Here is a 12,817-nt window from a genome sequence, read left to right on the forward strand (position 1 = left end):
TCCGCCAGGCTCCGTCCGGCCCGCTTGGCCCCGGCTTCGACGTGGCGCAGCGATGCAGGCACGGCGGAAGGCGGAATCCAGTTGAGGAGGACGCCGTCGGCGACCTCACCCGCCAGCTCGCACATCCTGGGCCCGAGCGCCGCCAGATAGATTTGCGGCGCGGGCGACGGGGCGGGGATCGAGAGCCGGAAGTTCTTGAGCCGGTAGAACCGGCCCTCGAAGTTCACGCGCTCACCCGCGGTCGTCATCCGGATGATCTGGACGGCTTCCCGCATCTGCTGGACCGACGGAGCGAACGGCAGCCCGTGCCACTGGCCCACGATGATCTCGCTCGACAGGCCGAGCCCGAGCGCGAACCGACCGGGAGCGAGATGCGCGAGCGTCGCCGCCGCCTGGCCATACACGATGGGCGTGCGGGTCTGGACGGGGATCACGCCGTTGGCGATCTTGAGAGTCCGCGTGTGGGTGGCGATCAGGGTGGAGAGCGCGATCGCCTCGAGGCCGGAGGCCTCGCCCACCCACGCGGTACGATATCCTCTCGTCTCGGCTTCCTGGGCAAGCCCGGGGAGCTCGGCGATGGGCATAGCGAGTCCGGTCAGTCCAATATCAATGGGCATGGGGCTCAAGTCTCGGCGCCGGCTCGGCGGACGCCCGCTACGCGAACTCCACCTGCGCGCTCATGGCGACGGTACCCTCCGGGGTCACGGCCCACAGCAGGGCGCCACGACCATCCGCGCTCGGCCGGCCCCGCAACTCGAACGGCGCGTTGTCGAAGAGGGGGGCGCGCGCCTGGGTCGTGTAGCTCTGGACCGCGCGCCCGGGGTTGTGATCACGCGCGAAGTCGAGGAGCAGGGTGGAGGTGAGCGGTCCATGCACGACCAGCCCCGGGTATCCCTCGACCTCCATGGCCCAAGGACGATCGTAGTGGATCCGATGGCTGTTGAAGGTGAGGGCCGAGAAGCGGAAGAGGAGGACCGGATCCGGGGTGATGCTCCGCCGCCATGGAACGTCGGCGGGGGCATCCTCGCGCCGGGGAGCCTGGTTCCGCTCGCCGGCCCGGACCTCCTCGCGGAACACGGTGCGCCGCTCCTCCTCGAGCACAAGCCCTTCCCGACCGTAGACGCGGTTGACCACGGACGCGAACACCAGCGTGCCGGTGGCGCCCGGCTTCATCGTCAGGTCGGCCAGCTCGGTCTCACGCCGCAGCTCGTCGCCGATACGGATCGGCAGATGCCAGCGCAGTCGCTCGCCGGCAAACATGCGCCGCGGCAGCGGCATGGGCGGGACCACGCCTGCGTCGAGCGGGCTGCCATCGGGCCGCAGGCCGTTGGGCGGGAACTGCGGCAGGAAGTAGAGGCAAAGCCAGCCGGGCGGCAGCGGGTCACCATGGCGGAGCTCGGGTTCGGGGCGCCCGAAACTCAGGCGCAGCAGGTTCGCGGGTCCGGGCGTGACCACGTCGGACGAGACGGCGCGCCGCCCGATGTGCTGCTTGAGGCCCTCGGGGCTCAGCTCTACCGTGGTCATCTCTCGCTCCTCTCCGGACCTGGCTGGGCCTGGCCGGGCCGGCCCGAGCGCCGCAGCCCGGATCATGGATGATACGGTGCAACAGCGGAAGGAAATACTATACATGCTCGAGCGGCGGCCGGGCCGTGAATAGCTGGGCGCACGTGAACGCGCTCGCAACCGCTCACGCGGCCCTTGACGACGCCCCCTGTCCCGGGAGCAGAATCGCCGCACGAGCCGGATCAGAGCCGGGCGGTCTCGACTCCAGGGAGGGCTCCGGGGCCGGCGGCTCGACGACGCTGGGGTCTTTCAGGGGGTTCTGGATGCCCACTGCATGGGGCCGCGTGATACGAACTGGCGTTAATGTTGCCTATGGGCCCTCCTCGGCCCCGACAACCTGATCTACGCCATCGACAACGGCCTGACTTTCCACACCGAGATGAAGCTCCGCACCGTCATCTGGGACTACGCCGGCGAGCCGATCCCGAAAGGAGTGCTGGAGGACCTGAAGAGTTTCGTGAAGGACGGGCTACCCGAGCCGCTCGCCGATCTCCTCGACGCCCATGAGCAGCAGGCCCTCCGCGTCCGCGCCCAGGCGCTTGCCGACTACGCCCGCTTCCCCGGGGACAGGAGCGGCCACCGCTACCCCTGGCCGCTGGTGTAGGCGGGAGAGTTAGTCAGGGCTTGTCGGCCAAGCACGGCATAACCCCGCGAGATACGGGATAGCGATGTTGACCGGCAAATCTAGTGCGTCAGGAGAAGTCTATCTGCCACGAGTTCGCCTTTCAGGCTCTTCCCATTCATCTGGAACCGCTTGAGCATTGAACGTCCACAGTTGATGAAGCTCTCGCGGGCAAACAAGCCCCGAGGGATTGGCAATTCGCAGATCGTGTCTCCGGACCGCTTGGTGCCATCGATGCTCAAGGCTACGAAGATTCCTCGCTTCTTACTCTCCTCGATCACCTTGAGGAGGTGCGCCAAACTAAAATCTTGGGCACCGTAGAGAATGGACTGACTATGACTGTACGGCGGGTCGCAGTAGATAACGTCTCCTGGCGCCGCAAGGCTCATGGCCTTTTCGTACTCCATGAGCGAGAAGACGGTACCCGATACTCTCCTGTGCCAGTCTTGAACTCGATGGGCAAAGGCTTCCGGAGGGATGGGCCGATGCGCACCGCACGGCGTTGACATGTAGCCGTCCTTGCGGAAGCGTACAACACCACCATAACAAGATCGGCAGAGGAACAAGAGGTCCGCCCCATTCGGGTGCGCGTTGTATGAGGCTTTGATCTCCTCATACACCTTAACGTTCTGCCCTGCCAACATCCGGTGCCATCGCTTCGAGTACCATTCCGTTAGTTTGTCAGGTGCGTCCTTGAGCGCTTGCCAAATCTCCATCAGCGGACCAAACGAGTCAGATGCTCGGCCACGCGCGGGCGCAAGCGTGGCCAAGACGGCCCCGCTTCCCAAGAATGGCTCGTGATAGGTTCCAAAGCTCTTCGGGAAGTGCGCGACGATTTCCTCGGCCATCCGTTGCTTGTTACCGATCCACTTGAGCAGTTGACCTTGAGGTGCGCTTCCCGCTCGGCTGGGGACATCCTCGAAGAGACTCGCTTGAGTTCTCATAGCCCTAGATAGTGTGGGGTAAGAATTCCTAAACGCCAATGGGCAGAGTGTATCCCGATTTGGGATATGAGTCTAGTTCAAGATAGCGTCCTCACCCATGGGACCCTCGGGCCAGGAGATGGCAGAGCGCCTTCGTACCCTCCTCCGGACCATCAGAGTGGAGAAGGGTCTTCGGCAGATAGACCTCGCCGAGCGGCTCGGCCAGCCCCAGTCCTTTGTTAGCAAATACGAAAGCGGTGAGCGCCAGCTCGATTTCGTTGAAGTGGCCCAAGTGTGCGAAGCCCTGCGGATATCACTCGCGGAAATCGTCCGTCGCTTTGAAGAGAAGCAAGCATGACCCCGGATCCTCGTTTTCTCAGCCAGCCAAGCACCTTTTGGGCGAACGTCAGGGCCATCGGCCAAGCGGTGGGATATACGGTCCGAGGCGAAGGGCAGATCAAGGTCCCAACACTCAAAGAGATCGCGGATGCCTACAAAAAGGTCGGGCTTCGTCACGATCATATTGTTGACCCGCAGGGCTCCCTTACGACGACTGGCCGCACTCTCCTCGATTATTTTACTTTCCGGGCCGACAAACTTAATACCTACGTCGAGCCTCGCCTGCTGAACGCTGCACAAGCCCGCACGCTCTTCAAGGAGCATCGTGCCCGTCTCCGACCTTCCTGCCCACTCCCAATGAACAAGCAGAAGGGCAAGAAGAAGGCTCCGGCATTCCTCACAGGCCTCGTCAATATGCTGATCGAAGCCAACAGTCCGGGCTTCAAGTGTGACTACGATCCCCGCGCGCTTACCACGGTGACCAAGGACGGTGCGCCTCTGCGGACCCTTGCCCGCCGGGTTGATGGAGCGTTTCCACACGCCGTCAACCCCATCGCTGTTTGGGAGATCAAGGAGTACTACTACACCACCACGTTCGGTAGCCGCGTCGCCGACGGGGTCTATGAGACTCTCCTCGACGGGATGGAGTTGGAGGAGCTCCGAGAGCATGAGGCGATTCATGTTCGACACTATCTCATTGTGGACGACCACTACACGTGGTGGGAATGTGGAAAATCGTACCTATGTCGAATAGTAGACATGCTCCACATGGGATACGTGGATGAGGCTCTGTTTGGCCGGGAGGTCGTAGAGCGACTCCCAGCCATCGTTCAAGAATGGTGCGGTATCGCCAGAAGCGAAGGCTCCAAGTAGAGTGCGATATCCAGGAATGTACGGGCCTCAGCGGAAAGCGGCCAAAAATACCTCCCTATCGTTGAGGCGAACGAGAATGGGATCGCGGCACGAAGATGCGCGGCCGAAGACCACGGCGTGCCGGTCCTCAAGGGTTGAGAGCACGCTGGCGTTGATGTTGCCTATGGGCCGGAGTGCTCTGCCTTCGCCTCCGAATCGCATTTGACTCGGTGGCCCGAGCCGAGATGTACTCACGGCGCTTCGCGAGTGGTGGGCTGTGCAGTCGGCGGAAGCACGACGAAAGGAACGTCGTGATGCTCGCGCTTCGAGGAGACGACACATGACCCGAATCGATCCCGTGTGGGCCAGCGTTGCCGAGCTATCTCGCGCGTTCGGCGCGCGCACGCTCTCGCCCGTCGACGCCGTCGAGGCGCTGCTCGAGCGGATTCGCCGCCGGGACCCCGTCCTGCACGCGTTCATCGCCGTCTACGAGGCCGATGCGCGCCTGGCCGCCGAGGGCGCCGACCGGGCGATCCGCGCCGGCCACCGTGTGGGGCCGCTCCACGGCGTCCCCATCGCGCTCAAGGACCTCGTCGACCTCGAGGGGCGAGTCACCACGGGCGGATCGAAGGTGTGGGCCGAGCGCGTGTCTCCGGTCACCGCCACCCTCGCCGAGCGGCTCATCGCGGCCGGCATGATCGTCCTCGGCAAGACGCACACGGTCGAGTTCGCGATGGGGAGCTGGGGCACCAATACGCATCTCGGCACGCCGAGGAACCCGTGGGATCTCGCGGTGCACCGGACGCCCGGCGGCTCGTCGAGCGGCTCGGGCGTGGCGGTGGCGGCGGGTCTCGCGCCCGTGGCCATCGGCACCGACACCGGGGGCTCCGTGCGGCTGCCCGCCGCCTGGTGCGGCATCGTGGGCTTGAAGGTGACCACGGGCCGGATCAGCACGCATGGCGTCCTGCCGCTCTCCTCCACGCTCGACACGCCCGGGCCGCTGGCACGTTCCGTCGAGGACGCCGCGCTGATCTTCCGCGTGCTCAGCGGGCCCGATCCGCGCGATCCGCAGACGCTCGCGTGGGCGCCCGTCGATCCGCTGCCCACGCTCCGGCAAGGCGTCGCCGGTCTCAGGCTTTGCGTGATGCCCGACGCGGAGCGCGCGGGCGTCGACAAGGACGTGCTGGCCGCCTACGACGCTGCCGTCGAGACGCTCGGCAAGCTCGGCGCCCGGATCGTCCGCCCCGCACTGCCGCATCGCTTCAGCGACTACGCCGCGGCCACCGGACGCATCATCGGCGCCGAGGGGTATCGGTTCGTCGGGCATCTCGTCGATGACGAGAGCTTGCCGATTGACCCGCACGTTCGGCCGCGCATCCAGATCGGGCGCGGCGTCTCGGCGCGCGACTACTTGCTCGCGTTGGCGGAGCGGGAAGAGCGCCGGCGGGTCGTCGCTGCCGCGCTCGCCGACGTCGACGCGCTGCTGACGCCGACGACGCAGATGCCGCCCATCCCGATCGACCAGGCGGACCAGTCCGGCACCGCCGCGCACTTCACCCGGGCCGTCAACTATCTCGGTCTCTGCGCTCTCGCCGTGCCGGACGGTTTCACCGCCGCCGGGCTTCCGCTGTCGCTACAGATCGTCTGCAATGCGGGCGAGGAGGCGATGGCGCTGCGCATCGGCTGGGCCTACGAGCAGGCCACCGACTGGAAGCAGCGCCGGCCCCCGGAGCCTTCGACAGCGAAGCCTTAGAGGTGAGATGAAACTTTCACGCATTTCAGATGCTCGATTGTTAGAGAGATTGACTCAGTACGGTTTGTGTGCTAACTTTCACGCATCTGAGATGCTAAAAGATTAGGAAATGACGCTCCACCTCGTCGGCGAAACCATAGACAAGACGCGCAGCCACTACCAAGCCGAGACGGGGAAGCTTGTCCAGCTTATGCGGGGCGTCTACGTGGACGCCGACGATGATATCGACGCCACGGTTCTCAAGCACGCCGTCCGCATCGCGAAGTACCTCTACCCCCGGGCATACCTGTCGGCCGCCAGCGCCGTCCTCCTGGGCCCGACCCGGGACGGCCGCCTGTTCCTGAGCGGCCGGCGCAACAAGCGCACCCGCATCCGGGCGCTCGAAATCATCCAGAATGAAGTGCCCAAACATCCCTCGCTCGTCGCAGCGGTTGTGGGCGACGGCATGGGCGAATTCCGGATCGATGTCTCTTCCGTCCGCCAGCGTTTCCTCGAAGCCTTCCGGCTACGAAGCGAGCATGCAGGGTCAATCGACGAAGCCATGCGCGAGGCCATCGCCGCGCACCTGATCGAGGAATTCGGCAGTCCCACGGCCGCCGCCGATGCCGTCTGGACGCTGGCCCGCGAGAACGAATGGTACCGGGAAGGGGAGTACGCCGAGCGGTTCCTGCTGCGCGGCCCAGCGACATCACCGGTGCGCAACGAAGCGGCGTTCGACCTGATCGTCGCCTGGCATGGCGTGCGCATCGGGAACCTTGTCCATGACGGCGTCGAGTGGCGGTGGACTCCGACACCGGGCAGCGGCCCTCCGGTGGTGCGCCAGACCACCCCCGGCAAGCTGCCGCCCTTTATTGTCTCCCTGCTACCCGAAGGCTGGCTCGAGGCGGTCCTCAAAGACCGCGACGAGCGGGCGAAGTTGCGGTCGGGCAGGCGGTACATGTCAAACATCGCAATCGTAGAGCGCGAACCCGAGCTCGCGGCGCTGCCGCCCGAGATACTGCTGACGCGCCTGGAGCAATATGCCGCGAACGGCGTGTTCACCGGCGCGTATGCGGGGCCGGGCAGGGGAGATATGGAGCAGAGCTTCGAGCGGAGCCTAGCGAGAATCTACGAGCGCGCGGACACGCCGCGGCTCTCCGGCATCCAAATCAAGGCCCCGATGTATCTCGATATCAGCGGCACGATATCGCCGAGCACCGGCAAGCCGTTCACTCATATCCTCAAGCCGGCAGGAACAAGCGGGTTCGAATCTCTGCCGGTGATCGAATGGACCGCCCTGGAGCTCGGCCGGGCCACCGGGTTTGCCGTCCCTGCGGCGGCGCTCGTCGCCATGCCCGACGGCATGCGGCCGGCCTTGCTTGTCGAGCGGTTCGATATCCGCGAGAGTGTTGAAGACAAGCGCCTGATCGCACTGGAAGACTTTTGCTCCGTCCTCGACCTGCCGACTGACGCGAAGTATGACGGCACCATGGAACGCGTCGCAAAGGCCGTCCGGCAGCTATCGACCGCGCCGGAAGAAGACGTCTTGATCGTGATCAAGCGGGCGCTTTTCGCTTGGCTGATCGCCGACGGCGACATGCACCTGAAGAACATGGCGCTGCTGAAGATTGCCGAACCGGGAGACGAGCAGTTTCGCTCGGTCCGGATGGCGCCGCTCTACGACGCGGTGACCACGCGCGTCTTTCCCAGACTCCAGCGGGACCGCTTGGCGCTCACGCTCAACGGCAAGGACGCTCGTCTGCACCGCGCGGACTTCCGGACTCTTGCCAGCACGGCAGGATTGAATGCAGCAGACACGGACGCCGCGATCGGCGACATGATTCAGCGGATGAAGGAGGCGGCCGGCCGGATCTCGCTGCCAGAGCTTCCGGGCTCCGGACCAGAAGACCGAGCTATAACCGCGAAGATGCTGGAGATTGTCCGAACGCGAATAGAGTCGCTTGAATGATCCAGGGCAGTCAGGGCCCGCCTCCCTCCCGTGCCGGCAACGCGACCTCGATCATCTGCGCCGTCTATCCAGGCTGGCTCTCGCCACCATCGCCACCGCTTCCCCGTTGAGCCGTCCGTAGCCGCGCGAGCTGGTCGACGTCTCGCAGGAGGTGGGCTGACTATGCGCGCCGAGACCGTGACTGAGAACGGATTTTATATTTTCTGCGATCTCCTTCACGGACTCTGCCGACGCTCGTTGGTTCTGAATCGCTTGATGGTCTCGTCTGCTGGCGTCGGCGCCTGGGGCGGAGGGACGGCCGCGTACTTTCTCAATGCCGCCCGCGTCCGCGTGCCCATCACCCCATCGACCGGCCCCGGATCGTACCCGCGGTCGGCCAGCGCCTGCTGCAGCTCTTGGACGTGGTCGGCTCTCAATCGGGGTTCCGGCAACACCTGGATACCCAGGCTCGCCATTGTCTTGGCGTCCAGCCTTCCAGTCGTCGCCAACCCTTCGGCCTTCTGGTAGGCGTCCAGCGCCGCCACGGTGCGTGGTCCCAGGACCCCGTCGATCGGCCCGGGGTCGCGGCCCTTGTTCTTCAGGGCCTCCTGAGCTTGGCGAATGGTCTGCGGAGTCAGAGGCGAGGACGACTTCAGCTCCGCGGCCGAGACGTTCGTCGTCAGGATGGCCGGCAGGAGCAGCAAAGCGAGGAGCACCAACCCGAGGCCGGATACGGGCACCAACCGCATGACGATCACCTCCATGGAAGAGTTCTGCGCTGGCGAGGAGACAGTACACCGGCTGTGCCATGAATCGAAAGGTTCTTCGATCAGCCGATGAAGATGCGGAGAGTCATGACTCGCTTCCATCCGGAGCCGGCAACGCGTCCCCGATCATCCGGCCGAAGACGACCATCTCGGGGCTCGTCTTGCGATAGGTGTCGAGCGCGGCCAGCACGTCGGCGAACTCACCGGCGGGCGGCATCGGGGGCGTCGCGGGCGGCATCGGTAGGGCGGCGAACACGGCCGGGATCTCGGCGTCGACCGCGTCCAGGAGCCGCTGGCACGCAGCCCGGGTGGCCGCGTCTTGCAGGTGCGGCCGCAGCACCGTCGCCACGTGCGCGAGGAAGGCCGGCCACGACGCCAGCATCCGGTAGAGTCCCGGGACGAACGGCTGCTGTCCCACCACCGTGCCGAGAGAGGCCAGCACTGCCTGCTGCGCAGGCGGGAGCGCAGCCGGGTCGACCAGGACGGGCAGCGGTCCCAGTGGCGGTGGAGGTGTCCAGCCCCGTGTGTCAGTGGCGGCGCCGGGGGGTCGGTCTCCGCGCAGGAGTCGCCGGAGCAGACCCGACAGCACGAGATTGACCGGGCTCACGCGGACGAAGCTGGCGCATGCCGCGCGGATGGCCGCCTCCCCATTCGCGTCCACGCCCCACACGCGGAGCGCGTGCCGCGAGATCGGCGCCAGCCGCGGGACGGTCAGGCCCTCCGCGGCGCGCCAGGCGGCGACCTGGGCCCCTCCGTTCGCGAAGGCCGGCCTCAGCGCGGCCCACGTCCACTCGAGCCAGCCTGGGCGCGTCGCCAGGTGGCGCTGGAGCGAGGAGACGTAGGGGACGGCCCAGAGCCGCCGGATCTCGTCGTAGATCGCGGCGATCTCGCCGGTGGCGTCGCGCTCCCGCAGCTCGGCCAGCATGTGTGCTCTCCTCGGTCCGCGCCGCCTCAGGCCAGACCCTTGCTGGCGGCCTGCACGCTCTCCTCGCGCTTCAACTCGTTGAAGACGGGGAAAGCCGTGTCCACAGGGACCATGGCCCCTGATATAGCGCGCACAGCGAGCCCGTCAAGCCCGAAGTGTGGGCCCGAAGTGTGGGCGAAAGGAACACCCGGACGCTCCAGTTCTTCGAGGGCCTGTACGTGGACCTGCACCACCTGGCCGGCAACGTGGCGACCGCGACCGGCAAGGGCCGCATCGCGGATGCCTGCCGCGACATGCAACGGATGATCGACGGCGACGAGGGCCGGAGCCCGATCATCGCCGAGGGACACGTCGGCGCGTTCATGGCACCGGCCCGCGGGATCTCGATCTATTTCCCGCTCGTTCTGGATCACTCCGCCTTCTACCGAGAGCTGGACTTCGCGTCGGCGACTCACTGGGCGGACCTCCTTGACGCGTGTGTCGGGAACGGACGGACGCCTGAGGCTCGATGAGGGGCCGCGTCGTCTGGGTCGTGGACGGCGAGACCATCCCCGTCCAGATCGGGACGCGCCGCGCGAGGGTGCGCGACATCGGCGGCAACGCGCCGGAGATCCCGCATGCGGTGCGCGGCTGGCGCCGGGGCGTGCGACCTCGGCCGGGTCGGCGCGATCCGGCGGCGCCTGAAGGGCTTGGCCCGAGTGGGGGCGTCAGCGAGCCGGCGCGGGCCTGAGCCGGCGTATCCATCTCTGGGCATGGGCAGGGCGGCGCGGGCGCGCTACCCAGAGGCATGGGATGTGTCGCGCCCGTGTATCGCCCGCGAGACGCCGAGCACACCGTGCTCCACCAGGTCATCGCGCTCCACCTGGAGGCCTTCCTGGAGGCGGTGGCGGAGGCCGGCGACGGGGCGGGCCTGCCGCAGTTCGTCGAGCGCGAGTTCCGGGAGTTCCTGACGTGCGGCGTGTTCGAGCACGGCGTGGCGCGGTTTCAGTGTGAGGGTTGCGCCCGCGAGCACCTGGTGCCGTTTTCGTGGCGCTCGCGACGATCCGCCACCGGGTGCAACGGCTGCTGGTGCGCCGCGGCCTGGAGCCGGCCGACGAGGCGACGGGGCCGGCGGATCGGCTGGCGGACGAGTCCCCCGTGCTGGCCGGGATCGTCGGGGCCTCGGTGCAGGGGCGGGTGGCGCTGGGCTTGCGCGCAGGGGCGCGGGTGCGGCGGCTCGGCGACGAGCGCGACACGGCGGCCGTGACGTCGCGCGGGCCGCGGCAGGCGCACCTCGAGGGCTTCAACCTGCACGCCAACGTGTGGGTGTCGGCGAACGATCGGGCGGGGGTGGAGCGTCTGTGCAGATATGTATTGCGTCCGCCCTTCGCGCAGGCGCGCCTGCCGCTGCGGCGCGCCGGCCGCGTCGCGCTCGAGCTGAAGACGGCGTGGCGCGACGGCACGCGGGGGTTGGTGTTCGAGCCGCTGGAGTTCCTGGAACGGTTGGCGGCGATGACGCCGCGGCCCGAAACCAACCTGCTCATCTGCCACGGCGTGCTGGCCCCTCGCGGTGTAGTGACATTGTGCATCCTTTCGTCAAATACCTGGAATCTCGAGGTTGTGTACATCGCCGATGCGACTCCCTGGGCGACGGTGGCGACCCTGCACCACGTTCTTTGCGGCGGTGCGAATGGCGTCGGTGTCGAGCACCGCAGGATCGATCTGCCATGGGGCACACGGCACCACCTGTGTCGCCTCGAGGAGGCCACACGTGATGAGCCCTCGAACCACCCACGGCCCGACGCCGAGCCGATCGGCCGCTTGGTTCAGCGTGAGCCGGGGCGTCGCGCGGGTCTCGTCGTAGTCGACGAGGCGCAGCCGTTGTCGCAGCGAGTTGACGCGCGAGGCCGTCCACGTGTTGCCGGCTCCGGTGCGCAGGCGAAGCCGGTTGAGGCTGGCGGCGATGTCGTGATCCGGCCAGGCGCCCGCCATGCGCCGCACGACGCCCTCGGCGTCCGGGCCAGTCCGGTGGCGGTGATCACCCACCTTCGGTCGTGGCATCCGCAGCTCGGAGTGTCGGCCGCCCACCCAGTGGAGCACCAGGACGATCTCGCGCGCGTCCTCAGCGGTATTGGCGACGATCTCGTGGATTAGCAGGCGCGCGATCCGCTGCTTGAGTCGCATCGCGCTGCTTGGCGCATCCCAAACCCTGGGGAGATCCGTGGCCAGCGATTCGAGCGCGTCTCGATCGACGGCCGGCACGGATCGCGGCGCGCCGCGTCCCTGCGTCGTCAATCGGCCTTCGATCTCGGCGACCCGTTGGAGCGCTCCGTTCCATCGCGCCTCGAGCTCCGCGGCCACCAGACGGTTGTCGGGGTCCACCGCTTCATAGCGTCGGGCGGCGAGCGCCGCGTGGTACGTGGCCTGTTCCAACTCCAGCGCCAGCGCGCGGTGCTGGGCGTGGTGGTCCTGCTCCGCGAGATCCCCGGCCTCGATCGCGGCCGCGAGCGCACTGCCGTGCGCCACCGTGAGGATCTCGGCGCTCACCGTCTCGTCCGGCCGTCGGGCGCCAAAGCCAATGCAGCGCGACGCTGCCTCCGCGCGATTGGCTTGCCGGCATTCGTAGCGCGCGTAGCCCCGTCGTCCATACATGACGTGCAGCATGCGCCCGCACCGCGCGCAGCGCAGCAGGCCCGCCAGCAAGCACTGGCCGCCGCGCCCGGCTTTGCGGGTCATCGTGCCCTTCATGTGCGTGTTTTCCTCGAGGAGTCGCTGGTTGCGCTCGAACTGCTCCCACGAGATATACCCGGGATGATGGTCGCGAATCAAGGCCGTCCACCGCGCCATGGGTTTATGGTGGCCCGACGTCCGTGTGGCTCGGCCGTCCACGACGCGGGTCCGACTCTCCCGGCGACCGAAGGCGTAGGCCCCCGCATAGAAGGGACTGCGCACCATCGACAGGACCATCTGGTAGGTCGGCAGTCGCCACGTGATCGCCCGCGGCCGTTCGGTCTCGAGCGTAGGCAGCGCTACGCGCTCGTCGCGACACCACATGAGCACCTGGCGGACGCTGCCGAACTCGGACAGCTTGTCGAGCACCATCCGGATCGCCTGCTGCACGCGCCGGTCGGGATTCAGCTCGATCTGACCATCGGGGGTCCAGCTCA

14 protein-coding genes are annotated in these 12,817 nt (G+C 66.9%); 8 read left to right on the forward strand and 6 right to left on the reverse strand.

Features of this window, described 5'->3' with window-relative positions:
• Both Q7W02_04705 and Q7W02_04710 read right to left on the reverse strand, forming a co-directional pair.
• Nucleotides 1–617, reverse strand: a 617-nt coding sequence (locus tag Q7W02_04705) for an LLM class flavin-dependent oxidoreductase (protein MDO8475489.1), incomplete at its 3' end; no start/stop codon positions are given.
• A gap of 37 nt (nt 618–654) precedes the next feature.
• A complete protein-coding gene (locus Q7W02_04710; GenBank protein ID MDO8475490.1) occupies nt 655–1,524 on the reverse strand; it encodes a MaoC family dehydratase N-terminal domain-containing protein in 870 nt (289 codons plus the stop codon).
• Nucleotides 1,525–1,942: 418 nt separating this feature from the next.
• On the opposite strand from Q7W02_04710, the gene Q7W02_04715 reads away from it, so the two are divergent.
• Entirely contained in the window at nt 1,943–2,167 is a 225-nt protein-coding gene (locus tag Q7W02_04715) for a hypothetical protein (protein MDO8475491.1), read from the forward strand.
• Nucleotides 2,168–2,247: 80 nt separating this feature from the next.
• Here Q7W02_04715 and Q7W02_04720 read toward each other — a convergent pair whose 3' ends face one another.
• On the reverse strand, nt 2,248–3,129 hold the full coding sequence (locus tag Q7W02_04720) for a Dam family site-specific DNA-(adenine-N6)-methyltransferase (GenBank protein MDO8475492.1): 882 nt from the start codon (nt 3,127–3,129) through the stop codon (nt 2,248–2,250).
• A gap of 118 nt (nt 3,130–3,247) precedes the next feature.
• Here Q7W02_04720 and Q7W02_04725 point away from each other — a divergent pair, with 118 nt between their 5' ends.
• From Q7W02_04725 to Q7W02_04740, 4 genes are all read left to right on the forward strand, one after another.
• On the forward strand, nt 3,248–3,466 hold the full coding sequence (locus tag Q7W02_04725) for a helix-turn-helix transcriptional regulator (GenBank protein MDO8475493.1): 219 nt from the start codon (nt 3,248–3,250) through the stop codon (nt 3,464–3,466).
• Nucleotides 3,463–4,320, forward strand: coding sequence for a hypothetical protein (locus Q7W02_04730; protein MDO8475494.1), 858 nt, complete (start codon nt 3,463–3,465; stop codon nt 4,318–4,320). The genes Q7W02_04725 and Q7W02_04730 overlap by 4 nt, the downstream gene beginning before the upstream one ends.
• A 319-nt stretch (nt 4,321–4,639) precedes the next feature.
• The gene (locus tag Q7W02_04735; protein ID MDO8475495.1) at nt 4,640–6,052 is read left to right on the forward strand and encodes an amidase; all 1,413 of its coding nucleotides are present in this window, start codon (nt 4,640–4,642) and stop codon (nt 6,050–6,052) included.
• Between the two features lie 109 nt (nt 6,053–6,161).
• Nucleotides 6,162–8,000, forward strand: coding sequence for a HipA domain-containing protein (locus Q7W02_04740; GenBank protein MDO8475496.1), 1,839 nt, complete (start codon nt 6,162–6,164; stop codon nt 7,998–8,000).
• A gap of 215 nt (nt 8,001–8,215) precedes the next feature.
• Here Q7W02_04740 and Q7W02_04745 read toward each other — a convergent pair whose 3' ends face one another.
• Nucleotides 8,216–8,743: a peptidoglycan-binding domain-containing protein gene (locus Q7W02_04745; GenBank protein ID MDO8475497.1), complete on the reverse strand. Its 528-nt coding sequence runs from the start codon at nt 8,741–8,743 to the stop codon at nt 8,216–8,218.
• An 88-nt stretch (nt 8,744–8,831) separates the two neighbouring features.
• Complete coding sequence (locus Q7W02_04750; protein MDO8475498.1) at nt 8,832–9,671, reverse strand: hypothetical protein; 840 nt, start codon at nt 9,669–9,671, stop codon at nt 8,832–8,834.
• 170 nt (nt 9,672–9,841) lie between these two features.
• Between Q7W02_04750 and Q7W02_04755 the strand changes: the two genes are divergently transcribed.
• From Q7W02_04755 to Q7W02_04765, 3 genes are all read left to right on the forward strand, one after another.
• Nucleotides 9,842–10,183 (forward strand): hypothetical protein, encoded by a 342-nt coding sequence (locus tag Q7W02_04755; protein MDO8475499.1) that lies wholly within the window; start codon nt 9,842–9,844, stop codon nt 10,181–10,183.
• Nucleotides 10,180–10,401 (forward strand): hypothetical protein, encoded by a 222-nt coding sequence (locus Q7W02_04760; protein ID MDO8475500.1) that lies wholly within the window; start codon nt 10,180–10,182, stop codon nt 10,399–10,401. Before Q7W02_04755 ends, Q7W02_04760 begins: the two co-directional genes overlap by 4 nt.
• A gap of 75 nt (nt 10,402–10,476) precedes the next feature.
• Nucleotides 10,477–10,917, forward strand: a complete 441-nt coding sequence (locus Q7W02_04765) for a transposase zinc-binding domain-containing protein (protein MDO8475501.1) — start codon at nt 10,477–10,479, stop codon at nt 10,915–10,917.
• 329 nt (nt 10,918–11,246) lie between these two features.
• Here Q7W02_04765 and Q7W02_04770 read toward each other — a convergent pair.
• Nucleotides 11,247–12,817 (reverse strand): recombinase family protein (locus Q7W02_04770; GenBank protein MDO8475502.1); only part of this gene is annotated, 1,571 nt, incomplete at its 5' end.

Source organism: Candidatus Rokuibacteriota bacterium, from assembly GCA_030647435.1.
Classification (GTDB): domain Bacteria; phylum Methylomirabilota; class Methylomirabilia; order Rokubacteriales; family CSP1-6; genus AR37.